Consider the following 23,598-nt stretch of genomic DNA (forward strand, 5'->3'; position numbering starts at 1 on the left):
CAGATAGGTATATATACTAGGCGTTAAGACTAAAGTAATCAGAAAATGGTGAACTTCCATTCAATGATTAGTTAAAAGTATTAGGAAAGGATGATATTGTATAACTGATCTTTCTATTAACTGTTAGACTTATTCGAAGAAATTAAACTTCGAAAGATGAGAACTGAAAACTCTCTATAGACCGAATAGAAAGTTTGTTTTACAATAAGCATGTAAGCGGAAACAAAATGATATCTTTCGGAATGCTAAATCGTTTGTCGTACTAGTTCGATTTAAATTGTCGGAAGTATCAATCAAAAGGGGGATTTTATATGAAATTGAAAAAGTTTGCAAGTGTATTTGCCGCTTCCGCTCTAGCAGTCGGATTGTTGGCAGGGTGTGGTGCAGGGGACAAAGCTGAGGAAGGAAGCACAGGTGGATCTAAGGGCGGCGATACGATTAAAATCGGAGTCAACCTTGAATTATCAGGTGCTGTTGCCTCTTACGGTACTTCCGAACTATCGGGAATTGAACTTGCAGTTGAAGAAATTAACGCTGCAGGCGGTATTGATGGCAAGGAAATTGAACTTGTCAAAGTCGATAATAAGTCTGAGCCTGCCGAAGCAACGAGTGCAGCGCTTAAATTGATCACTCAGGATAAAGTAATTGCAATCATCGGAGCAGCTACAAGTGGTGCTACTGTTGCACAGGCTGAAATCGCTAATGGCAACAAAACTCCACTTATCAGCCCATCTGGGACAAGCCCGAACGTAACAGTTAAAGATAACGGGGACGTTAATGAATTCGTATTCCGTACGTCATTTATTGACCCATTCCAAGGAACGGTTGCAGCAAACTTTGCAGCGAATGATCTTAGTGTTAAAAACGTAGCGATTTTCTCTGATAATGCAAGCGATTATTCAAAAGGTCTTGCATCATCGTTCAAAAAAGATTTTGAAGCTGCAGGTGGTAAAATTGTTGCTGAAGAATCTTACGTAGGTAAAGATTCTGATTTCCGTTCAACTCTTACACGCATTAAAGCAGCAAATCCTGAATTCATTTTCATCCCTGGATACTATGAAGAAGTAGGATTGATTGTTAAACAGGCTCGTGAAATGGGTATCACTGTTCCACTTATGGGAGCAGATGGTTGGGATTCTCCAATTCTACTTGAACTTGCCGGTGCAGAAGCATTGAATAACACATTTACAACAAATCACTATTCATCTGAAGATCCAGACGGTATCATTCAAGAATTCAACAAAAAGTTCAATGACAAATATAGTAAATCACCTGACGCATTTAATGCACTTGGTTATGACACGGTTTATCTATTAGCTGATGCTATTAAACGTGCAGGCGGTCCAGATTCTGTGAAGATTAAAGATGCTCTAGCTGAAACAAAAGATCTTGAGCTTGTAACTGGCTTGTATTCGGTTGATGAAAACCATCACCCTGTCAAATCAGCTACTATTCTTGAATACAAAGACGGCGAACAAGTCTTCAATACAAAAGTTAATCCTTAAATCAATCACGCAACTAATAGAAGTGGTAAACTTCTGCTGAATGAAGTTAAAACTGTAGGAATGGAGGGAGGATGTCCTCCCCTCATTCCTTTTTTAAGCCTTATTTTAAAGCTGGAAAAGGAGTGAAAAGTTAATGGAATGGTTACAACAGCTAATAAACGGTATTTCACTCGGCAGTATTTATGCGTTAATTGCACTAGGCTATACAATGGTTTATGGAATTATCAAACTCATAAACTTCGCACATGGTGAAATCTTTATGATTGGTGCATTTATTGGGTATTACTCCATCGCGGGTTGGGGTCTTGGATTCATCCCTGCCCTACTATTATCAATGGCTTCCTGCGCAGTTATTGGCGTTCTTATCGAACGAATAGCCTACAAAAGATTACGAAATGCGACAAGAATCGCGGCGTTGATTACTGCAATTGGGGTGTCACTTCTTATTCAAAATGGTGTCATTTATATGCGTGGTGCGCAACCTAATGCGTATCCAGAAGTACTACGCAATAAATCATTTGATTTTTTCGGTGCTCAAATAAGCAGTCAGTCAATCCTAATTCTTTCTGTTTCTGTCACATTGATGATCATTCTTCAATTTGTTGTACATAAAACGAAAATCGGAAAAGCGATGCGAGCTGTTTCCTATGATGCTGAAGCAGCTAAGCTGATGGGAATTAATGTTGACAACACAATCTCGGCTACGTTTGCGATTGGATCAGCTTTGGCTGGTGCAGCGGGCGTTATTTTCGGTATTTATTATACAAAGATTGACCCGTTAATGGGTATTATTCCTGGTTTGAAAGCATTCGTCGCAGCTGTCCTTGGTGGAATTGGAATTATTCCCGGAGCCATGGCTGGAGGTCTTGTGCTTGGAGTAGTAGAAACATTTGTCAGTGCGCTTGGTTTCTCTCTTTGGAGAGATGCTGCGGCATTCGTCATTTTGATTTTAATACTCATCTTCAAACCGTCGGGACTCTTTGGTAAAAATACACGTGAGAAAGTGTAGGTGAAACAATATCATGAAAAAGTCAAAACAGTTTTGGTCATTTATTGCTTCATCTCTAATCGTTTATACGGTTATTCAAGTGCTCATAAGTGTAGGTATATTAAATGATTTTCATTCTAATACATTAATCTTTATGGCAATTAATATTATGTTGGCCGTCAGTTTGCACTTAGTAATTGGTGTTACAGGACAGTTTTCACTTGGTCATGCAGGATTCCTAGCAGTGGGAGCCTATATTTCGGCAATCGTGACGATGAAATTCCAACTGCCATTTCCAGTTGCAATTTTAGCGGCAGGGGTTATTGCTACAATTGCAGGGCTAATCATTGGGATTCCAAGTTTACGGCTACGCGGCGATTATCTAGCAATTGCTACACTTGGATTTGCGGAAATCATTCGTATTGTTTTCTTGAATATTGAATATGTAGGTGGAGCGGCAGGGATGCAAGTGACGCATTTAACTACATGGACCTCTGCGTTTATCTGTCTTTTCGTTACAATAGTAGTTATCGTCAATTTCACAAATTCAAGGCATGGCCGCGCGTGTATCTCAGTTCGAGAGAATGAAATTGCGTCGGACGCTATGGGAATCAATACAACGTATTACAAAGTATTAGCGTTTGCAATTGGTTCTTTCTTTGCGGGAGTTGCTGGGGCTTTGTATGCACATAACTTTTACATTATTCAACCTGCTAACTTTGGATTCTTAAAGTCAATCGATATTTTGATCTATGTTGTGTTGGGTGGTTTAGGAAGTTTGTCAGGAGCAATTGTTGCAACAATATTATTAACAATCGTTTCCACATTCTTACAAAGTTATCCTGAAACACGCATGATTATCTATAGTCTAGTACTTATCATTGTTATGCTTTATCGTCCAAAAGGCTTAATGGGCACAATGGAAATAACGGATTACTTCAAGTTATGGAGAGGTTCGAAAGGAGGCAGCCAGCATGACAAGTGAACCGTTACTGAGAGTGACAGATGTAGGTATACAGTTTGGCGGGCTGAAGGCAGTTTCGAATTTCAATATGGAAATCAATCAAGGTGAACTTATTGGGCTCATTGGTCCAAATGGAGCGGGTAAGACAACGAGTTTCAACTTATTGACAGGTGTTTATAAGCCTACGGAAGGCGATATTTTATTCAAAGGGAAACGCATTAATGGTATGGCTCCTTACCAGGTAACACGCAGGGGAATTAGTCGGACATTCCAAAATATTAGGTTGTTCAATGAACTATCCGTTTTGGATAATGTTAAAGTTGCTTATCACTCATTAGCGAAGCATTCAGTTCTAAGTTCTATGCTACGCCTTCCATCCCATTTTTCTGGGGAGAAAGAAATGGAAGAAAAAGCAATGGAATTCCTCAAGATTTTTGAATTGGATAAATATAAAGATGAAGATGCAAAAAATCTTGCATATGGGAAGCAGCGGAGGCTTGAAATTGCACGGGCATTAGCCGCAGGCCCGGAGTTGTTACTACTTGATGAACCAGCTGCTGGGATGAACCCGCAGGAAACGAAAGAGCTAATGGAGTTAATCGCATTTGTCCGTAAGAAATTCAATCTAACTATTTTATTAATTGAACATGATATGAATTTGGTAATGGGGATTTGTGAACGTATTTACGTATTGGATCATGGTGTACTTCTTGCTGAAGGAACTCCTGAAGAAATCCGTAATAATCCGAAAGTAATCGAGGCTTATTTAGGGGAGGAAGTTGACGAATGAGTATGCTAAAAGTTGACAACCTCAACGTCTATTATGGTAGTATTCATGCGCTTAAAGGTGTTTCATTACATGTAGATCAAGGAGAAATTGTGACATTGATTGGTGCGAATGGTGCTGGGAAAAGTACGTTGTTGAAAACATTATCAGGTTTATTAAAACCAAAAGAAGGCACTATAGAGTATTTGAATGATTCAATAGCGGGTAAGCAAGCCCAAGCCATTGTAAAAGCAGGAATCTCCCATGTACCTGAAGGAAGACGAGTGTTTGCAGATATGAGCGTTGAAGAGAATATTGAATTAGGTGCTTTTTTAAGAAAAGATAAAGCGGGTATTCAACAAGATTTCCAAAAAGTCTATGAGATTTTTCCACGCTTGCATGAACGACGCAAACAATCAGCGGGAACGCTGTCTGGCGGAGAGCAGCAGATGTTAGCGATGGGTAGGGCTATCCTGGCAAGACCGAAATTGTTGTTGTTGGATGAGCCCTCAATGGGACTGGCTCCACTAATGGTTAAGACGATTTTTCAAGTCGTCAAGGATATTAATCAAGAGGGAACAACGATTCTCCTCGTAGAGCAAAATGCCAATATGGCCTTGTCAATTGCTAACCGTGCGTACGTTATTGAAACGGGGCGTGTCATTCTTTCAGGGACTGCTGAGGAGCTGCATGCCAGTGAAGAAATCAAGAATGCTTACTTAGGTGGCCATTAATTGAAAAGAGACAGTGCTTGGTAACTGGCACTGTCTCTTTCTTTGTAAAGGTAATCGAATTAGACCCTAGGGATGGTTGTTTGAAGTCTGAATATATGATACATTAGCAACAGTAGTGAAAACACTTTATAAGTTTGTAGGAATGGAGTCGGTCGTCGTGTCATGCAAACCGGAACAGGGAAACAGAACGGAACACGTTAGAAAACCCGATTGGTTGAAAATCAAGCTAAATACGAATGATAACTATACAGGCCTTAAAAAAATTATGCGTGAGAATAATTTAAATACTGTATGTGAAGAAGCTCGTTGTCCAAATATCCATGAATGTTGGGGAGAGCGCCGTACTGCTACATTTATGATTCTTGGTGCAGTTTGTACACGTGCATGCCGTTTTTGCGCCGTTAAAACAGGTTTACCAACAGAACTAGATCTTGCAGAACCAGAACGCGTTGCAGATTCTGTTGCGCTTATGAATTTAAAGCATACAGTTGTTACAGCAGTAGCGCGTGATGATCAGAAAGATGGAGGATCTGCGGTATTTGCAGAAACAATCCGTGCAATTCGTAGAAAAAATCCATTTACAACAGTTGAAGTTCTGCCATCTGATATGGGCGGCGTTTATGAGAACCTTGAGCGACTCATGGATGCTAAACCAGATATCTTGAATCACAATATCGAAACGGTACGTCGCCTAACACCAAGGGTTCGTGCGCGAGCGACATATGACCGTTCACTTGAACTATTGCTTCGTGCAAAAGAAATGCAACCTGATATTCCTACAAAATCTTCTTTGATGCTTGGTCTTGGTGAAACACATGAAGAAATTCTCGAGACAATGGATGACCTTATTGCGCATAAAGTTGATATAATGACAATAGGCCAGTATTTACAGCCTAGTAAAAAACATTTAAAAGTACAAAAGTATTATTCGCCGCAAGAATTTGGCGAGTTGAGAAAAATTGCAATGTCCAAAGGGTTCTCACACTGTCAGGCAGGTCCACTCGTACGCTCGAGTTACCATGCTGATGAGCAGGTGAACGCGGCTGCAAAAGAAAGGCAGCGTCAAGGTGATGAACAACTTGAAACAACACTGCAAAGTTAAATTGGCGGTGAAAGTTGATTGATAATTTTAGAAAACTGGCAATTTGATATACTGACAGACTACCGTGAGGGATTTAATGAAGAGGCTTTGCTTGCAAGATACAGTGATGTTCTCCTCAAATACGACTACATACTTGGGGACTGGGGATACGGACAACTCCGTTTAAAAGGGTTTTTCGAAGATACAAACCAGAAAGCAACGTATGAAACAAAAATCAGCACCTTACAGGATTATCTTTACGAATACTGTAATTTTGGCTGTGCCTATTTTGTATTGAAAAAATCAGGCCGGGTTAAACTGGAAGCAGAGACTCCCGAAACTCCTGAAGTATCTGAATAACTAGGCTCGCGCGTGGATCTTGAATCTGCCCGCGAGTTTTTTGTTGTATAGAAAATGATAAAATTCACGACCTATGGATAACCTTTGAAAAATGATAGTCCACGAACAGAATCCTGCGCCTGGAGGTTCTTAGGTTGGAATGTATATATGATTGGTTGCGGGACGTTAATGCTTGTTTGTGTGTATATATGATTGGTTACGGTATGTTAATGCTCGTTTGCGTGTATATATGATTGGTCGCGGGACGTAAATGCTCGTTTGTGTGTATATATGATTGGTAGCGGGAGGTAAATGCTCGTTTGTGTGTATATATGGTTGCTCTCGGTATGTTAACGCTCGTTTTGCGGGATATATATAATCAGTCTCGCTTACGCTTTCATTTTCCCCTATATATAGAACAAATGAATACCTATTTATACTGAGCGGAGGCGCCTTACAAGGGGATATCTGTATTTCAAAATATCTAGTATCGCAAATATGGTATCATAAGATGAAAATAGTTGAACAATCAGGAGGGAAAGTCCATGTATTTTGTTGACCGAAACCAAATCAGTGAATCGCTAAATCATATGGAAGTTTTACTTGAATTGTACAGAAAAGAAAAAGAGTGGCAGAAGGATATTATCCATTCACTTGCGCTTGAACGGATAGCGAATGTACTTATCGAGTCGATTATTGACGTCGGAAATTCGATGATTGACGGTTTTATCATGCGTGACCCAGGGAGTTACGAAGATATTATTGACATAATGGAAGACGAGCGTGTTATCACTTCCGAAATGGCAGGACCGTTAAAAGTGGTAATTGAACTTAGGAAAATGATTGTGCGTGAGTTCACTAAAGTAGACGTTGGGATGATAATCGAAGTATTGAATGCCTCAATGGATGAACTCCTTGAGTTTCCAAAAAAAGTGCGTCATTATCTTGAAAATGAGCTTGGTCCAGTATCTGCCTTCTTACCGGAAGAGAAATGATTATGGATAAATACAAAGCAATCTGTCTTGATTTAGATGGAACTGTTTACCGCGGGACTGAACCGATTTCGGAAGCGGTCTCTTTCATTGGAAATATGCAACAAAATGGAATCGATCCCTATTTCATCACAAATAATTCTTCGATGACACGTGTGCAGCTTCGGGAGAAACTGGCATCATTCGGAATAATCGCAGATTCTGACCGCATCATGACATCTGCGATTGCTGCCGCAAAGTACTGTAAAGAAAATTATAGCGGTGCATCTGTTATGATGATTGGTGAAAAAGGGTTGGAAGAAGCATTAGCGTCTGAAGGGATAGCAATCACAGCAACGAATCCCGATGTTGTTATCATGGGGATTGACCGAAGTATAACGTATGCGAAATTGGCGGATGCTTGTCTGGCGTTACGGGGAGGCGCGCATTTCATTGCAACAAACAGTGATAAAGCATTTCCCACGGAAAGAGGACTTGTTCCGGGGAATGGATCGTTTGTCACCTTAATGGAAAGTGCAACTGGGGTATTGCCGCTATTTGTTGGGAAACCTGAGCCGCATATGCTTGAATTCATTCAGGTAGAAAACGGCTTTCGAAAAGAAGAGATGGTTATGATTGGTGATAACTACGATACGGATATACAAGCGGGAATTCGTTTTGGCATTGATACAATACATGTTGCAGGAGGCGTCACTTCGCCAAAAGAAGTACTCTTGAAATCGCAGCAACCGACTTATTCGTACCAGACATTACTTGATTGGATAATATAAAAAAGCTAGCCGCCTGAAAAGGGCGGTTAGCCATAATGCTCAAAAGAGCGGATTGTCTTCTATATATTGATAGATGCGCTCGGTCAGCTCGTCGTTTGTATCTGCTTCGACGATTTCACCATTGACGATTGCATACAGCGATTCTGAACATTTTGTACAGTAACTTAAACAACCATACTCAAGAACATCAAGATTTGGATCTTTCTCCAATTTTTCAAATGTTTCTTGCGAATAGTTTGCGATATTACTCATGCAAAATTCGACAATCGGATTCACGATGATCACCTCACCTATTTGAAATCCTACTCTTTTTTTCTTCGCACGTCAACAATCTGGCATTACCGGATGGACCGACTAAATTAACCACGTTCTATGGGGTGAGACTAAATAATTATATGTGTTGAACGTGTGAATACCTTCATAAATTCAGCGTAGATGACCTTGTATGGGGGAGTCGAAGCTGATTTAAAGGTTTTTTAAAATCATAAAGAAATTATTCATGTTGATTAAAATTGCACTTTACCGTGAATCATTGTGAAGCATGTCACAAACTGATATAATCGTAATTGGGAAAACAACGGATTAATGGATTACGAAGGAGAAAACTTATGAGAAAACTTGTATTATTAGGTGCCGGATATGGGAATATGCGCATTTTACTACGTTTATTGACAAAAGAATTGCCGAGTGATGTCGAAATAACGCTTGTCGATCGGACTCCGTTTCATAGTTTGAAGACGGAATTTTATGCGCTTGCATCTGGAACTGTATCGGACTCAGTCGTGCGTGTTCCACTTCCGGAACATGATAGGCTGAAAGTTGTTGGCGGAGAAATAATAGAAATCAGGCCGGATGAGAAGTGCGTCTATCTTGATGATGGCGTGCAAATCATGTATGACGAATTGGTAATTGGGCTTGGCTGTGAAGATAACTATCATGACGTACCAGGAGCGGCAGAGTACACGTATAGTATTCAGACGATTGGTAAATCCAGGGTTACGTACGAAAAACTTCTTGGTCTTGGTAGTGGTGCAACGATTGGTATTGTTGGAGCCGGCTTAAGTGGGATCGAACTTGCTAGCGAACTCCGGGAAAGTAGACCCGATTTGAACATTAAGCTGTTCGATCGCGGCCCCCGGATTTTGAGGGACTTCCCTGAGAGACTTAGTAATTATGTTAAAGGGTGGTTTGACGAACATAATGTAGACGTCGTTGCGAGTTCTAACATTACAAAAGTGGAACCGACGACCCTATTTAACCACGAAGAAACAATCGCGGTTGATGCGGTTGTCTGGACAGCTGGGATTCGCCCGGTTGCACCTGTGGAAAAAATTGATACGGAAAAAGACGGATCAGGTCGGGTTGTACTGAACAAGTATCATCAGTTGCCTGAATTTAACGATGTCTATATCGTAGGAGACTGTGCGGCGCTTCCTTATGCTCCAAGTGCGCAAGTAGCTGAGGAACAGGCGGAACAGATTGTACGCATATTACGTAACGTTTGGAACAACGAACCACTTCCGGAAACTATGCCGGAAATCAAGCTGAAAGGGTTCCTCGGATCCCTTGGTAAGAAGCAAGGATTTGCATACCTTGCTGACCGTACTGTAACAGGCCGTATTGCACGATTGTTGAAGTCTGGTGTGCTCTGGATGTACAAATGGCATAATGGTTGACAAAAAAACCTTATTCGCATAGTCGCGAATAAGGTTTTTTTTATTGTCTAGGAAATTATAAATCTCGTATTGTGGGCAAGTTGTAACGTAGAGATTTTACGTCTATATATTCGTCACTACTTATTTAGCATTAACTAGGTGATAAACCTCATCAGTATAACGAACAAATCTAGCGAAGGAGCGACAAGTGTGAGTCGAAGCAATAAGACCAAGGAGGGATGCAGTTCAATCCCTCCCAAGGGATCTTCTGGCGGGCTTATTACTTGAGGCCATCACCAAGCGACAAAGCGGTGTTGGAAGAACATTCTATTTATTAAGCACCGACCATATAGACTTCAGCGCTTTTGTTCTTCTCATTTATCTTGAAATTTTATCAGTTTAAGATTCAGCTATATAGCCGTTCTTTTCAAGCGCAGCAAATACCGGTTTTAATTGAATATAGCCTTCACCTATCATTTCGTCGTTGATCATGACTAGCGGATAGAAGAACTCATCGTCCTGTATTTGCTGGACAATTTTTTTGTGTTTGTCGTCGGAAACAGTAGACTCGATATCAATGTAAGTGATATCGTATGGCTGATTCGGGTACTTTCTATCGATAGCAGCTTGAAGCCATTCGTATGTGTCTTTGGATGAAGGTGAATTGACACAGCTTGCACAGATGATATCTGCACCATAAATTTCAATGATTGTAGTAGTGATACTCATATTAATTGTCCCCTCCCGATTGATTGTTGGATTTTTTCTTCTTTCCAGTTTATAATAAGTATAAGGAAAGGAGAGTTAAAAAACAATGACAGATACAGCGTTAACTGAACCAGTACAAGAAGTATTAGATAAATTACGTCCATTCCTCCTACGTGATGGGGGAGACTGTGAACTTGTGGATATCGAGGATGGCATCGTGAAACTTCGTCTTCTTGGTGCTTGCGGTACATGCCCAAGCTCGACGATTACACTAAAAGCAGGGATCGAACGCGCACTTTTGGAAGAAGTTCCAGGTGTCGTTGAGGTAGAACAAGTATTTTGATTTTAAGTGGGACGGTCCGAATTTCGGTCCGTCTTTTCTATTTTATTGCCCGAATATCTTGCCATCGTTCTTTTGTCATCTCGATGAGCTTCGGTTCAGAGGATGTGCGTTGGCGTTCTAGAATGCGCGAAAAGCTTTTTATTGCCTCATTCTCATCACCGATTTTCCAAGATAATTCTGCAATCAAATACAATACCCTTGTTTCTGACATTTGGGTTCCGGTGAAATCTCCTTCTGAAAACGCTGTAGTATAGAAATTTCGTGCGATTGTTAGAAAACGTTGTTCTTCTACCTCCGCTCCTTTATCACGATATAACCAAGCAATTCGTAAGGTAAGTCCTGCCAGTGTAAGAACATTTTCCTTTTTGAACATGGCGCTTAAATAGGCAAGCTTATAAGTTTCAATGGCTTCATTGATATCACGTGCTGCACTGAAAGATCGGCCATTCCATTGAGATGTGATTCGTGCAGCTATGTCTTCTTCTGTGCCAGGAGCAAAATAAGAGGAAAAATCATCGGTAGAAGAGAAGCCACAGTGAGGGCAGACTGCAACGTTATAAAAGATTGGATTTACCTCTGGATTTGAGTAGACAGGTTTGAAGTCACTTTCGTGGGATGAAACCCGAATGAATCTTGAGCGAATTTTTGTGGTAGTGAAGTTTTGCTTACAATAAATGCATGCAACTTTTTTATCATAAAAAGGGCTGATTTCCATGTAGACCCACCTTTCGTACTAGTTAACTCATTATAGCGTATATCCTTCAACACTGGAGTTAATATGATTGCGTTTTGCTCGATTTAATTGCTATTATAGAAGGAAGAAAACAAAGGGAAGGTGAACACGAATGACACAAGTTGTTGAGGTTACTAAAGCTGCAGCAATTCATGTAAGAGAAATGATGCGTCATAATGAGGAAGAAGGGTCATTCCTGCGTGTCGCTGTGAACGGCGGAGGATGTAGTGGTTTGACATACGGAATGGGTTTTGAAACTGAAAAGTCACCGGATGATCTTCTGCTTGAACAGCATGGTTTACAAATTCTCGTTTCTAGTGAAGATGCCGGCGTTCTTGAAGGCACACAAGTCGATTATAAAGAGTCCCTTATGGGGGGCGGATTTACCATAAATAATCCCAATGCAATTGCTTCTTGCGGTTGTGGAACGTCATTCAGAACAGCTAAGAAAGAAGGAACTCCAGCGGACTGCTGATTCCTTTTCTAGCTCTCCTAAATCATACTTAGGAGAGCTTTTTTTGTCGAATTATAGTTGTGTTTTTTTAGTCAGTATTTTCAAATATTTGCTATTTCAAATATACTATTGAAAAGCCCCATCAAAAGGGCTACTATAAGAGATAGAAGTTTGTCGAAAAAATGACAAAGGCCGGGACTGTGTAAATCGTCGGTGTACCGATTTCACGTGGGCCGGGCACATAAAAAAATCAAAGGTGGTTTCGATCTTCGTGAAAAGACCGACAATTTTAGTATTAGGCGCGGGTTATGGCGGTTTAACAACAGTTGTTAACTTGCAAAAATCTCTTGGAGCAGACGATGCAGATATCGTTCTTATAAACAAAAATGAGTATCACTATGAATCGACATGGCTTCATGAAGCAGCTGCAGGAACAATGTCTCCTGAATCAGTGCGTTATGATATCAAAGATGTTATTAACAGTAATAAAGTAAAATTCGTCCAAGCTGAAGTTCAAGCAATCGACGTTACTGGGAAAGTCGTAACGACAAATGTTGGTACACATACATACGATTACCTTGTTATCTCACTTGGTTTTGAAGGCGAAACATTTGGTATTCCAGGTCTTGATAAATATGCATTTTCTATTGCCAACGTTAAAGCAGCACGTCAAATTCGCGAACATATCGAATATCAATTTGCGACTTGGTCAACTGAAGAAGTTAAAGACGATAGCCGTCTGACAATTATCGTTGGAGGAGCGGGCTTCACAGGCATCGAGTTCCTTGGCGAGCTTGGTAACCGTGTACCTGAACTTTGCAAAGAGTTCGACGTTCCACAAGAAAAGGTACGCGTACTATGCGTAGAAGCAGCGCCAATGGTTCTTCCAGGATTTGACCCTGAGCTTGTAGATTATGCTGTTAAGCATTTGAACTCTAAAGGAATCGAATTCTCGATTGGTACGCCAGTTGTAGAAGCTACTCCTGAAGGCGTTAATATTAAAAAAGGCGAAGACGTATTTGAATTCGTCAAAGCTGGCACAGTCGTTTGGGCTGCAGGTGTCCGTGGTAACCGTCTAATCGAAGAAACGGGTATCGAAAACATGCGTGCTCGTGTTAAAGTAGACAAAGATCTTCGTGCACCGGGTCATTCCGATGTATTCATCGTTGGAGACTGCGCACTTATGATTAACGAAGCAGTGAACCGTCCATTCCCACCTACTGCACAAATTGCTATGCAACAAGGTGACATGTGTGCGAATAACATCATCGCACTTATGAAAGGTGAACCAACTTCTGACTTTACACCTGATTTAAAAGGTAGCGTTTGTTCACTTGGAGATAGCGATGCAATTGGTGTCGTATTCGGTAAAAAAGTAACGGGTACTAAAGCTTCATTCATGAAGAAAATGATTGATAATCGTGCGCTCTTCATGATTGGCGGAGTAGGTCTTACACTGAAAAAAGGTAAATTCAACTTACTTAAATAAAACACTTCTGAAGCACTCGCCCGTCCTTGACGGCGGGTGCTTTTTTAAAAGATAAGAAAGTATTAGTTATTCACTTGGAGTGGTTTCTAGGCTCCAGGCGCCAACCCCTCGGGTCATAAGCCGTTTTGCTGTGGAGGCAGAAATACGCCTCCTCGCAAACCGTCTTATGCCTGTCGGGGACGGACGGCGCCTTACGCTTTTCTAATTGTCTAGACTCCAACGCCTAGCCCCTCGAGTCGCTTCAGTCCTTAAGTTAAAGGCAAAGAACGCCTTTATCTTAAGGCCCTCCAGCGCTTTTCGGGTCTACCAAGGCGCTTACGCTTTTCTTATGAGGAGGATCCTAAATGTCACGAAAAATGCGAGGTAATGTATGGCTTGGCGCGGCAGGGCTTGTTGTGAATAGCGAAGGACAGTGGCTTGTTGTTAGGAAAAACTACGGTGGTTTAAAAGGTTTATGGTCCATACCGGCAGGATTTGTTGATGGTGATGAAACTGCAGATTGCGCAGCGATTCGTGAAGTAAAGGAAGAAACAGGTGTTGTCTGTCAGCTCGAAGGAATGATTGGGTTTCGTACAGGCGTATTGAATGGAGAGGTGAGCGACAACATGGCCATATTCTTGTTGACGCCTACTACTAAAGGACAGATTTTAATTCCGGAGTTGAGAGAGATTTCAGAAGTCGCATGGAAGAGTCCATTCGATTTAAAGGAAGATAAGGACGTCTCTGTGATGATTCATGAAATTGCGGAAAAGGTGATCGAATCAGGGTTTGATGAAATTGAAAATATCAACCCGGGCGATCAATTCGGTTATACTTCTTATAAACTATTTTTCAAAAAGTGATCTATTACAACAGGGATAAAATCGACAAATTATTGAACGAGTCGTGTAATGTTGAAAGCGTTCATTCGTTCCTGTAAAATAGTGAATGGAAAACGGAGGTAGTCACATTGGGAACGATTTCATTAACGCACGTCGTTTTATCTATAATGATTTTCATAGTAATGTTTTTTGGAATAGGATTCTTATTGAATATGCTTCTTCGAATGACATGGTTGATGGCCATCATTTATCCAATTGTCGTCATACTAATTATTGATGAAGTACGTGTATATGAATATGTCACGAAACCGAAATACGCGTTCCAGCTTCTTGGTGACAAAGCTATGGCACTCCATACAGCTGATATCCTCATTTTAGCAAGTGGACTTGTCGGAGCGATTATTTCAGGTTTTGTTATTAAGTTATTAAGAAAACAAGGTTACCAAATGTTTTAAGAAAAAGGTGTGTTCAAGCGATTATGCTTGAACACACCTTTTTTCGTAGTTAGATAATGAATGAATAGATAATAACAGAGATAAGGATACCAGTTACAGCTCCTGCAAACACTTCACTTGGTTTGTGACCTAGCAACGTTTTTAACTCTTGAATTTTTTGTTGTCCATCTTTCTGCTGCCAGCCTTTTGCTTCTTGAACGAACGTTTGGAAGTCTACTCGCATTTGATTGATAATCAGTGCTTGTTGTCCTGCCTGGTAACGAATTCCCGTTGCATCAAACATGACGATGACAGCAAAGATGGCAGACACGGCAAACATAGGTGAATCTAATCCCTCTTCATAAGCGATTGCAGTCGTCAATGATGTAACTGCAGCCGAATGAGAGCTGGGCATCCCTCCTGTTGAAGTCATTAATTTCCAGTCAAGTTTACCTTCCAGGAAATAATGAATCGGGATTTTGACGAATTGAGCAAAGATAATACCGAATAATGCCGCAATTAACGGGGTATTTTGTAATAAGGCCATTTACTTCGACTCCTCTATAAAGTACAAAAATTGTGTATTCAGTATACCATAATGACGTGCTATAAAAACAAGTTAGTACGGATTCCGAATGAATTACTACGAAGGGCTGAAAATTTAGGCTATACTAAAGAATGTAGGTAAAATTGGAGGTTGTCAAATGAAAACAATAATATTGGAACCGAATTTTGATAATGTAGAAGCAGAAGTACTTGTAATTGGTGTACCCGAACATCCGGAAAATATAACAGGCTGGGACGGCTTCGTCAGTTCATTCAGTTCCCGTTTACCAGAATGGGTTAAATCTGGAGATGTTAAAACTGAGTTCAAAAGTATTGTTAAAATGCCATCCGTAGAAACTGGAGGCTACAAGCGTGTAATATTTATCGGGCTTGGTTTGCATAAGGAATTGACGGAGGATCGTTTGCGTCAAGTATTTGCGGCGGTCGGAAAAGAGCTTGCAAGCATGAAAGCGGCCTCTGCCGCTATTTGGACGGCTCCATTCACGAATGACAAGTTAACGTGTGAGGATGTTGTTTTTGCGGCAACGGAGGGTATTGGACTTGGCATGTACAAGTTTGAAGGATACCGCACGGATTCAAATGAACGCGATGTTGCACTTGAAACATTGTCATTCTTATCTTCATTTGATGAAGATGAGCTGAAAGCGGCCTTTGAAGTAGGGAAAGTACATGCATACGCGGTTAATGAAGCACGAAATCTAGTTAATATGCCGCCTAATATATTAACGGCGACTAAAATGGCTGACTATGCACGTGAAGTCGCTGAAAAATATGATTTTGAAATTGAGGTACTTGGTAAGAAAGAAATGGAAGAACTCGGTATGGGCGCTATTCTAGCAGTCAATAAAGGTTCAGTGGAAGAGCCTAAGTTAATCGTCATGAAGTATGCTGCAACTGAAAAATGGGAAGATGTTATCGGTCTTGTTGGCAAAGGAATTACCTATGATACCGGCGGCTATTCATTGAAAACGAAAGACGGAATGGTTGGTATGAAAGGTGATATGGGCGGTGCGGCTGCAGTCCTAGGGGCAATGACAATCATAGGAGAGTTGCGTCCTGCGAAAAATGTCATCGCTGTGATCGCGTCAACGGACAATATGGTTTCCGGGGATGCTTTTAAACCAGATGATGTTATCACATCACTTAGTGGGAAGACGATAGAGGTGCTCAATACAGACGCTGAAGGACGTCTTGTTCTTGCAGATGCGGTTACATACGCTAAGCAGGCAGGCGCAGACTGTCTGATTGACGTTGCGACACTGACAGGCGGCGTTATCGTCGCGCTTGGTATGGACAAGACAGGGGCGCTTACAAATGATGAAGAATTCTTCGAAGAGTTCATGCAGGCATCCATGGAAACGGATGAATTCGTCTGGAGACTTCCGTTAACGGAAAACGATAAGAAAAGACTACGTAAAAGTGATGTGGCAGACCTGAATAACTCGCCAGGAAGAGACGGACATATGATCTTTGGCGGTGGATTTGTAGGGGAGTTTGTTGGCGACACGCCTTGGATACATCTTGACATTGCGGGGACATCGGATGCGGTTGCTGCACATGATTTAGGGCCTAAAGGTGCAACTGGAGTCATGGTACGGACGCTAGCGACGCTTGTTGAACGGCTAGCCGAAACCGATAGAGAAGTGTAATAGGCGATTGCCTCTTTCCTATTAGTCTTATTTGAATAGGATAAGTAGGAGAGGGGAATGATTATGACTAGAGGATTTCACGGTGGTGGCGGATATGGTCGAGGTCGAGGTGGAGGTTTTGGCCGTGGTGGTTTTGGTCGCGGTGGCTTCGGTCGAGGATTCGGTTTTGGTGACTTTGGCGGACCTTTCATTGGCGGATTTGCTGGTAGTTTATTAGGAAGTGCATTGTTTCCTGGTGGCGGATACGGATATGGCGGCGGATACCAATCCTATCCATACCCACCGTATCCATACCCATACTATCCGTATCAACCATACGGATATTACGGGCCATACTAAAAAGATGAAAATGCCTGTCAACTGAGTTTTCGGCTGGCAGGCATTTTTTTAGTGGGGAAAATCGGTATGACGGTCATAAAGTCATCCATGGCGAGCATAACCCACCTCATGCCGAGCATAACTATCATCATCCAAAAAACGCACCCCTTATCTAATAAGGGGTGCGTTTTTCACTCATTCAAAGCTTAGTCTTCCTTCTGATGAGTTGGAGGATTCTTTAGTTTAGCTTGCTTGATAACTTCTGCAAGATCATCACCAACAGTTAGTTCTGTCGGTTTGACGCCCGATATATAAGCTGCGCGGCTCATAAGATGTCCGCCAATCGGAGAGGTAATGAACAGAAATGCAATTGCCAGTAGAAGTTGAATACTAAAATGGCCTTCCTTCAACCAAAAGTGAAAAAACACACCTAGCAGAATACTAAGCACACCCAAAGTTGCACTCTTAGAAGCGGCATGCGCCCTCGTATAGACGTCCGGTAAACGAATGATGCCAATGACGGTTACGATAGTGAAAACGATGCCAACGACGATTGTAAGGACGATGAGGCTATTAGCTAGTACGATCACGTTCGATTATCTCTCCTTTCTCAATGAATTTTGAGAATGATACGGTTCCAATGAATGACATAATTGCAATAAGCAAGATGACTTCCATGAAAAATCCGGTATCGAAGATGACTGATAGTAGAGCGATTGCTGAAATAAGCATGACACCAATCCCATCCAGTGCGACGAGCCGATCCGGAATAGAAGGACCGCGGAACACACGGTACAGCATACCGGCAATCGACAGCAGGACAAGGATTAGACAAACCCATATGAATGTCGTCATGGTCGGCTTACCTCCTTAATGGCTTTTTCGAATGAATTTTTGATTGAATCAATTGCGTCATCAACATCATCGACGTCAATGGCATGGATATAAAGCGTTTTTTGATCATCAGAAACGTTCAACACAATTGTTCCCGGTGTCAATGTGATCAGGCTCGATAGCAATGTAATTTCCCAGTCATGTTCAAGGTCAGTTGGCAAAGCGAAAATCATAGGTTGAATATTCATCTTCGGCCGTAAGACGACTTGCAGCACTGAAATATTAGACAAAGTCAGCTCCTTGAAGAAGAGTAGTGCTAGTTTAAACGTTGCCCAAAGTCGCCAGATGTAAAGTCTACCAGGGAAAAAGCGTCTCGTCATAATGATCAAAAGCAGACCAATCAAGAACCCAATGATGAATGTTGAAGCGGTGAATGAGGTGCTCATGAACATCCAGACGAGAGCGATGAAAAAGTTCAATAATAGTTGAAATGCCATCGTTCATCTACTCCTTTAACACCGCATCAATATAGATGGATGGTTGTAGTAATACGTCTGTTGCGTCCGTCATATAGGGAATGAGCCATTCAGTACCAACGCCATAGAGTACAGAGAGAATGACTAATGCTGCAGCAGGTATCATCATCTTCCGGTACGTCCGTCGGTTTGTCGTTGGCAATTCCACAGTTGTTGGGTCTCCCCAGAACGCATAGATGAAAATCCGGATGACAGACAACAGGACCACAAGGCTTGATGCCAGGATGATTATACTCCCCAAGACATTGCCTGCCTCGAATGCCCCTTTAACAATAAGAAGCTTACCGACGAAACCGCTTAATGGCGGAATGCCCGCTAGTCCAAATGCAGCAATTAGGTACATCCAGCCAAGTGGCGCATGGGTTTTCATTAACCCACCCATCTTACGTAAGTTAGAGGTTCCGGTTACGTAAACAATAATGCCGATCAGAAGGAACAAAGCCCCTTTAATGAGCATGTCATGGATCAAATAGAAAACGGCACCCGTTAAACCAGCCTCGTTCATTTGTGCAGCACCGAATAAAATAACACCCACTGCAATGATGATATTGTAAATAATAATTTGTTTTACATCGAAATAGGCAAGGGCACCAATGCAGCCGGCAATAATCGTGAGCAATGCCAGTGCAGATAATAAACCATGTGTAAATCCGATATCGTGTACGAAGAACAGCGTATACGTTCGGATGATTGCATAGATACCGACTTTAGTCAGCAATGCACCGAATAGTGCCAGCACCGGTATTGGAGGCGCTGCATAAGATCCTGGTAGCCAGAAGTAAAGCGGGAACAGGGATCCTTTTACGCCGAATACGATTAAAAAGAGCACTGCAATCACGGTTATAATACCGGGTTGTCCAATCTCTGCAATCTTCACTGAAATATCGGCCATATTTAATGTACCAATAACAGAGTAGAGGTAAGCAACTGTAATAACGAATAATGCAGATGAAATGACATTGACGAGTATGTACTTCATTGATTCACGAAGTTGTTTTTTCTCGCCGCCTAAAACGATTAATAGGTAAGAGGCGATGAGCAGTACTTCGAAGAATACGAACATATTGAAAATATCACCTGTTGTAAATGCGCCATTGATGCCTGTAATCATGAATAGGATGGCGGGGTAATAAAAGAAGCGCTCCCGCTCTTCGCCAATTGCAGTGAAACTGTATAGTACAACAAAAAGTGTGATCAAGATTGTTGTGGTAACAAGTAATGCAGACAGCATATCGGAAACCATTGAAATTCCGAAAGGTGCGGGCCAGCTTCCAAGTGTGATTGCCTGAACACCATCCGCTTTCACTTTTGCAACTAGGAAAAGTGCAGCAACCAAGCTAATCAGCAGGCCGACACATGTTAATGATCGTTGTACCCTGACGTTCTCCTTAAAAAAGAGGAGAATAATTGCGAACAGGAATGGCAAAATGATTGGAAATAGAAGTAGATTAATCATGTTCGTCATTTCCCCTCATAAGATTCATATTGTCTGTCTGATGCTCAGCATACGTCCGATAAGCTAATACAAGGATGAATGCTGTCACACCGAAGCTAATAACAATCGCTGTTAAAATAAGCGCCTGTGGCAAAGGATCTGCATAATCTGTTACGCCTTCTGCCACGACTGGCGGAGATGTGCCACCAAGACCGCCCATTGTAAGAATGAGCAAGTGAGCACCATGGCTCAATAGGCCTGTCCCGAGTATGATTTTGAGGATACTCCTGGAAAGAATCAGATAGACAGCTGCCATGAAAAGAATTCCGATGACGATGGCCATTATAAACTCCATTACGCATCTCCTCCAATCGATTGAATCATTGTAACGGCTGCCCCAACGACAACAAGGTAGACACCTGCATCAAAAATCATTGCTGTATGAAGGGAAGTTGTTCCGAACAACGGCAAAGTGAAATCGTCGAAAGCATGTGTAAAGAAAGGAACGTTGAAAAAAATTGAGCCTGCTGCCGTTCCTAGAGAAAGCAATAAGCCGATGCCTGTCATAATTGTGAAGTTGAAAGGCAGTGCTTTTTGTACCGTTTTCAAATCGAAAGCGAGTAAGAGAAGAACGATTGCTCCAGTAGTAAGCAATCCTCCAACGAAACCGCCACCTGGTGTATAATGTCCCGCAAAGAAAATGTGGATTGAAAAAAGGAAGATGATGAAGAATACGAGTTTTGTTGTAGTTTGTAAAATGACATCATTTGTTTTCATCCGTATTCTCCTCCTTTTTTGACAATTTCAGGCGAATCATAGCAAGTACGGCAATCCCCGCGATTGACAGCACAGCAATTTCAAATAATGTATCAAATCCACGGTAATCTACAAGAATAACGTTGACGATATTCCCGCCACCCGCTTCTGTATAAACTGTATCTTTGTAATACTGCGAGATAGATGGAATCAATTTTTGTGAATGAGCCGATAAGGCAACCAATGTCACCGTTATTCCGACACCAGCCGCAATAATCAAATTGCCAATCTTGTTGCGTTTTGTTTGGCCGTGATTGTTCAGAGACGGTAGATGTTTAAAGGCTAACAAGAATAAAGCAACAGATATCGTTTCAATAACGAGTTGTGTAAGCGCTAAATCCGGTGCTTTGAAAATAACGAAGAATAAAGCAACCGAATAACCGACGGCACCTAGAGCAATGATTGCTGACAGTCTTGTCTTCGCAAGTAGAACCATACAAACTGCGATAACCAGAACAATAGCAGTCAGAACTCCATATAAGTTGACAGGGGCAAAACTCTCCATATCAACTATGAAAGCTTCTTTGATGAATAACGTCGCCGCTGTAATGGCAGCAATAAAAGCAAACATATAAATCAGATATGTGCGGATTAAACCAGTCATATAGAAGCGGGAAAGTTTGTTCATTCCACCTTCACTAACGAACATGGCTGAGTCATACAGGGCATTCAATGACAAGTATTCAGGTTGAATGTCATACAGTTTCTGCCATCTCGCCAAGGTCAAGAATAGAACGAGACCGACTCCGACAAGCGAAACCGTCATCCATAATTCTGGAGCAGCAATTCCGTGCCATGCTGCGACGTGAACGGCAACTTCAGAAGGATGGCTGTATAAATCAGGCTGGACAGCCATGACAGCTGGTTTTACAAACCATTTTCCAATCAAGTTCGGTATGAAGAAGATGCCAACAACGAGCGTAGCAAGAATGACGGGAGATACAAGCATCCCGACAGGTGCTTCATGCGGTTTAGTAGGAAGAGGTTCACTTTTTTGTTTTCCAGCGAACGTCTTAAATACAAAGTAAAAGCTATAAATGAATGTGAAAACACTGGCAATCCAAGCGATAACAGGGAAGATAATTCCCCATGTTGCAAAGTTGAACAGTTCAAAATGGCGAATGGTCAGCATCGACTGAAGGAACATTTCCTTACTCAGGAAACCGCCGAATGGCGGCAGACCTGCCATCGACATTGAACCGATGAACGCAACCGTGAAACTGACGGGCATAATGCTCATCAATCCGCCGAGTTTTCGGATATCGCGCGTACCCGTTTCATGATCGACAATACCAGCAATCATGAACAAGCTCCCTTTGAAGACTGCGTGGTTGATCAAATGGAAGATCGCTGCAAATGTTGCGAATTTGAAAATGGGGTCATCCGAGTGATAGGCAAGCGCACCTGCTCCGAGCAGAGACATGATAAGTCCAAGCTGACTGACTGTCGAGAAAGCAAGAATCGCTTTTAAATCAGTCTGTTTCACTGCAAAGAAAGATCCCCAGAATAATGTCAGAAGTCCGATACCAGCTACGAGCCAAATCCAAACTTCAGAAACAGCGAAAATAGGTGTAAATCGGGCGACGAGGTAAAGACCTGCTTTCACCATCGTTGCTGAATGTAGATAGGCACTGACCGGTGTAGGCGCTTCCATTGCATCCGGTAACCAAATATGGAACGGGAACTGTGCTGACTTTGTAAAAGCACCAAGTAGTACGAGAACGAGCGCCAATGTAAAGAATTCATGTCCTACAAAAGTGGGGGCGTTAGCGATAAGTTCGCGGATGGAAAACGTATCTCCCATAATCCCTAACAGAACGAATCCTCCAAGCATCATTAGTCCACCAAATACAGTGATCATCATTGATTTCAATGCACCAAATCGTGAACCGTCACGTGTATTCCAATAGCCAATAAGTAGGAATGACGAAATGGATGTTAGCTCCCAGAATAAATAAAGGGATATAACGTTATCAGATTGGACAACACCTAACATGGCGCTCATGAAAATGAGCAGGTAAACGTAAAAGTGATTCAGCTTTTCTTTACGCTTATCAAGATAAAAGATGGAGTAGAGCACAACGAGTGCACCGATGCCTGTAATAAGCAAGGTAAACAGCAGGCTGAGTCCATCAATATACGACACGAACGAAATGCCGAGTGAAGGAATCCATTGCAATTCTGCTATAGCATGCCCGCCGTCCATTGTTGTTTTAAGAAATCCTATGTAAAAAATGAAGAGGGAGACAGGGACGAGTAAAACGAACCACCCAGTGTGTATGTCTTTCAGTTTCCTAACTAGCAATGGAACGAATAGGGCTGCCACAATCGGCAGGAAAATCAGTAATACAAAATTCAAGAAAATCCTCCTTCCTAATGAATGAAACAGTTATGTATAAACGTGATGCTAAGCAAAAGGGATCTAATAGTCATTGGCTGTTCTGAATTCATACATCATTTTCAACGTCGGGACGGTAAATTTTAAAATTGTTACGATTACCTTATCTTTTCTTCCTTTCATTGTTTTAATCAAAAAATGCAAAAAGTCCATCACAAAAGGGCATAGATACCCCCTGGTGACAGACTCCTCCAAGTACGTTCATTTATTTGATTGAGGTAACTATATCACAGCATGCGGAAGTTGTCTAATTGAAAAATAGTAAGTGT

At 41.6% G+C, this 23,598-nt stretch carries 28 protein-coding genes; 17 read left to right on the forward strand and 11 right to left on the reverse strand.

The genetic code is table 11. The annotated features are described in order from the left end of the window. Positions 1-311: 311 nt before the first annotated feature. The 9 genes from ACGLYD_RS01995 (at position 312) to ACGLYD_RS02035 (ending at position 8,139) form a co-directional block, all read left to right on the forward strand. Entirely contained in the window at positions 312-1,505 is a 1,194-nt protein-coding gene (locus tag ACGLYD_RS01995; RefSeq protein ID WP_399631084.1) for an ABC transporter substrate-binding protein, read from the forward strand. Positions 1,506-1,638: 133 nt separating this feature from the next. Then, positions 1,639-2,514, forward strand: a complete 876-nt coding sequence (locus tag ACGLYD_RS02000) for a branched-chain amino acid ABC transporter permease (protein ID WP_067206357.1) — start codon at positions 1,639-1,641, stop codon at positions 2,512-2,514. Between the two features lie 13 nt (positions 2,515-2,527). Then, entirely contained in the window at positions 2,528-3,478 is a 951-nt protein-coding gene (locus ACGLYD_RS02005; RefSeq protein ID WP_067206360.1) for a branched-chain amino acid ABC transporter permease, read from the forward strand. Further along, positions 3,468-4,247, forward strand: a complete 780-nt coding sequence (locus ACGLYD_RS02010; protein WP_338653368.1) for an ABC transporter ATP-binding protein — start codon at positions 3,468-3,470, stop codon at positions 4,245-4,247. The genes ACGLYD_RS02005 and ACGLYD_RS02010 overlap by 11 nt, the downstream gene beginning before the upstream one ends. A 2-nt stretch (positions 4,248-4,249) precedes the next feature. Further along, positions 4,250-4,957, forward strand: coding sequence for an ABC transporter ATP-binding protein (locus ACGLYD_RS02015; RefSeq protein ID WP_067213852.1), 708 nt, complete (start codon positions 4,250-4,252; stop codon positions 4,955-4,957). Positions 4,958-5,099: 142 nt separating this feature from the next. Beyond that, positions 5,100-6,059 carry a lipoyl synthase gene (gene lipA, locus ACGLYD_RS02020; RefSeq protein WP_067206365.1) on the forward strand — a complete coding sequence of 320 codons (960 nt, stop codon included), beginning with the start codon at positions 5,100-5,102 and terminating at the stop codon, positions 6,057-6,059. A gap of 18 nt (positions 6,060-6,077) precedes the next feature. Further along, positions 6,078-6,398: a YutD-like domain-containing protein gene (locus ACGLYD_RS02025; RefSeq protein ID WP_067206367.1), complete on the forward strand. Its 321-nt coding sequence runs from the start codon at positions 6,078-6,080 to the stop codon at positions 6,396-6,398. A 524-nt stretch (positions 6,399-6,922) separates the two neighbouring features. Then, on the forward strand, positions 6,923-7,372 hold the full coding sequence (locus tag ACGLYD_RS02030; protein WP_342537680.1) for a DUF86 domain-containing protein: 450 nt from the start codon (positions 6,923-6,925) through the stop codon (positions 7,370-7,372). Positions 7,373-7,374: 2 nt separating this feature from the next. Further along, the gene (locus ACGLYD_RS02035; protein WP_067206371.1) at positions 7,375-8,139 is read left to right on the forward strand and encodes a TIGR01457 family HAD-type hydrolase; all 765 of its coding nucleotides are present in this window, start codon (positions 7,375-7,377) and stop codon (positions 8,137-8,139) included. Positions 8,140-8,178: 39 nt separating this feature from the next. Here ACGLYD_RS02035 and ACGLYD_RS02040 read toward each other — a convergent pair whose 3' ends face one another. After that, on the reverse strand, positions 8,179-8,415 hold the full coding sequence (locus ACGLYD_RS02040) for a YuzB family protein (RefSeq protein ID WP_067206374.1): 237 nt from the start codon (positions 8,413-8,415) through the stop codon (positions 8,179-8,181). A 332-nt stretch (positions 8,416-8,747) separates the two neighbouring features. Between ACGLYD_RS02040 and ACGLYD_RS02045 the strand changes: the two genes are divergently transcribed. Then, entirely contained in the window at positions 8,748-9,815 is a 1,068-nt protein-coding gene (locus tag ACGLYD_RS02045) for an NAD(P)/FAD-dependent oxidoreductase (protein ID WP_187046913.1), read from the forward strand. Between the two features lie 378 nt (positions 9,816-10,193). Here ACGLYD_RS02045 and ACGLYD_RS02050 read toward each other — a convergent pair whose 3' ends face one another. Next, on the reverse strand, positions 10,194-10,523 hold the full coding sequence (locus tag ACGLYD_RS02050; RefSeq protein ID WP_067206379.1) for a YuzD family protein: 330 nt from the start codon (positions 10,521-10,523) through the stop codon (positions 10,194-10,196). A gap of 85 nt (positions 10,524-10,608) precedes the next feature. On the opposite strand from ACGLYD_RS02050, the gene ACGLYD_RS02055 reads away from it, so the two are divergent. Beyond that, a complete protein-coding gene (locus tag ACGLYD_RS02055) occupies positions 10,609-10,845 on the forward strand; it encodes a NifU family protein (RefSeq protein ID WP_187046915.1) in 237 nt (78 codons plus the stop codon). Positions 10,846-10,882: 37 nt separating this feature from the next. Here the strand turns inward: ACGLYD_RS02055 and ACGLYD_RS02060 are convergent, their stop codons facing one another. Then, positions 10,883-11,560 (reverse strand): DUF2225 domain-containing protein, encoded by a 678-nt coding sequence (locus tag ACGLYD_RS02060; RefSeq protein WP_187046916.1) that lies wholly within the window; start codon positions 11,558-11,560, stop codon positions 10,883-10,885. A gap of 130 nt (positions 11,561-11,690) precedes the next feature. On the opposite strand from ACGLYD_RS02060, the gene ACGLYD_RS02065 reads away from it, so the two are divergent. The 4 genes from ACGLYD_RS02065 (at position 11,691) to ACGLYD_RS02080 (ending at position 14,797) form a co-directional block, all read left to right on the forward strand. Beyond that, positions 11,691-12,053 carry an iron-sulfur cluster assembly accessory protein gene (locus ACGLYD_RS02065; protein WP_067206387.1) on the forward strand — a complete coding sequence of 121 codons (363 nt, stop codon included), beginning with the start codon at positions 11,691-11,693 and terminating at the stop codon, positions 12,051-12,053. 250 nt (positions 12,054-12,303) lie between these two features. Then, positions 12,304-13,521 carry an NAD(P)/FAD-dependent oxidoreductase gene (locus ACGLYD_RS02070; protein ID WP_067206389.1) on the forward strand — a complete coding sequence of 406 codons (1,218 nt, stop codon included), beginning with the start codon at positions 12,304-12,306 and terminating at the stop codon, positions 13,519-13,521. Between the two features lie 344 nt (positions 13,522-13,865). After that, positions 13,866-14,363 (forward strand): NUDIX domain-containing protein, encoded by a 498-nt coding sequence (locus ACGLYD_RS02075; protein ID WP_067206392.1) that lies wholly within the window; start codon positions 13,866-13,868, stop codon positions 14,361-14,363. 107 nt (positions 14,364-14,470) lie between these two features. Next, positions 14,471-14,797, forward strand: coding sequence for a YuiB family protein (locus tag ACGLYD_RS02080; RefSeq protein ID WP_257722502.1), 327 nt, complete (start codon positions 14,471-14,473; stop codon positions 14,795-14,797). Positions 14,798-14,846: 49 nt separating this feature from the next. Here ACGLYD_RS02080 and ACGLYD_RS02085 read toward each other — a convergent pair whose 3' ends face one another. Next, positions 14,847-15,323 (reverse strand): divergent PAP2 family protein, encoded by a 477-nt coding sequence (locus tag ACGLYD_RS02085; protein ID WP_187046917.1) that lies wholly within the window; start codon positions 15,321-15,323, stop codon positions 14,847-14,849. Positions 15,324-15,480: 157 nt separating this feature from the next. Here ACGLYD_RS02085 and ACGLYD_RS02090 point away from each other — a divergent pair, with 157 nt between their 5' ends. Continuing rightward, positions 15,481-16,992, forward strand: a complete 1,512-nt coding sequence (locus ACGLYD_RS02090; protein WP_067206398.1) for a leucyl aminopeptidase — start codon at positions 15,481-15,483, stop codon at positions 16,990-16,992. Between the two features lie 63 nt (positions 16,993-17,055). Continuing rightward, positions 17,056-17,331 carry a hypothetical protein gene (locus tag ACGLYD_RS02095; RefSeq protein ID WP_187046919.1) on the forward strand — a complete coding sequence of 92 codons (276 nt, stop codon included), beginning with the start codon at positions 17,056-17,058 and terminating at the stop codon, positions 17,329-17,331. A 185-nt stretch (positions 17,332-17,516) separates the two neighbouring features. On the opposite strand, the gene mnhG is transcribed toward ACGLYD_RS02095, so the two are convergent. Genes mnhG through ACGLYD_RS02130 form a run of 7 tightly spaced genes read right to left on the reverse strand, consistent with a single transcriptional unit; the run spans position 17,517 to position 23,290 of the window. Then, positions 17,517-17,900 carry a monovalent cation/H(+) antiporter subunit G gene (gene mnhG / locus ACGLYD_RS02100; RefSeq protein ID WP_067206403.1) on the reverse strand — a complete coding sequence of 128 codons (384 nt, stop codon included), beginning with the start codon at positions 17,898-17,900 and terminating at the stop codon, positions 17,517-17,519. Continuing rightward, positions 17,884-18,165, reverse strand: a complete 282-nt coding sequence (locus tag ACGLYD_RS02105) for a Na(+)/H(+) antiporter subunit F1 (RefSeq protein WP_067206405.1) — start codon at positions 18,163-18,165, stop codon at positions 17,884-17,886. Before ACGLYD_RS02105 ends, mnhG begins: the two co-directional genes overlap by 17 nt. Further along, positions 18,162-18,641 (reverse strand): Na+/H+ antiporter subunit E, encoded by a 480-nt coding sequence (locus ACGLYD_RS02110; RefSeq protein WP_067206407.1) that lies wholly within the window; start codon positions 18,639-18,641, stop codon positions 18,162-18,164. Before ACGLYD_RS02110 ends, ACGLYD_RS02105 begins: the two co-directional genes overlap by 4 nt. Before the next feature lie 7 nt (positions 18,642-18,648). Continuing rightward, positions 18,649-20,136 carry a Na+/H+ antiporter subunit D gene (locus ACGLYD_RS02115; RefSeq protein ID WP_338656921.1) on the reverse strand — a complete coding sequence of 496 codons (1,488 nt, stop codon included), beginning with the start codon at positions 20,134-20,136 and terminating at the stop codon, positions 18,649-18,651. Then, positions 20,129-20,470 (reverse strand): Na(+)/H(+) antiporter subunit C, encoded by a 342-nt coding sequence (locus ACGLYD_RS02120; RefSeq protein WP_067206413.1) that lies wholly within the window; start codon positions 20,468-20,470, stop codon positions 20,129-20,131. Before ACGLYD_RS02120 ends, ACGLYD_RS02115 begins: the two co-directional genes overlap by 8 nt. Then, the gene (locus ACGLYD_RS02125) at positions 20,470-20,892 is read right to left on the reverse strand and encodes a Na(+)/H(+) antiporter subunit B (protein WP_340765898.1); all 423 of its coding nucleotides are present in this window, start codon (positions 20,890-20,892) and stop codon (positions 20,470-20,472) included. The genes ACGLYD_RS02120 and ACGLYD_RS02125 overlap by 1 nt, the downstream gene beginning before the upstream one ends. Then, the gene (locus ACGLYD_RS02130; protein WP_399631097.1) at positions 20,879-23,290 is read right to left on the reverse strand and encodes a Na+/H+ antiporter subunit A; all 2,412 of its coding nucleotides are present in this window, start codon (positions 23,288-23,290) and stop codon (positions 20,879-20,881) included. The genes ACGLYD_RS02125 and ACGLYD_RS02130 overlap by 14 nt, the downstream gene beginning before the upstream one ends. Positions 23,291-23,598 lie beyond the last annotated feature (308 nt).

Source organism: Sporosarcina sp. SG10008 (genome assembly GCF_044569405.1).
In the GTDB taxonomy this organism is placed as follows: Bacteria; Bacillota; Bacilli; order Bacillales_A; family Planococcaceae; genus Sporosarcina; species Sporosarcina psychrophila.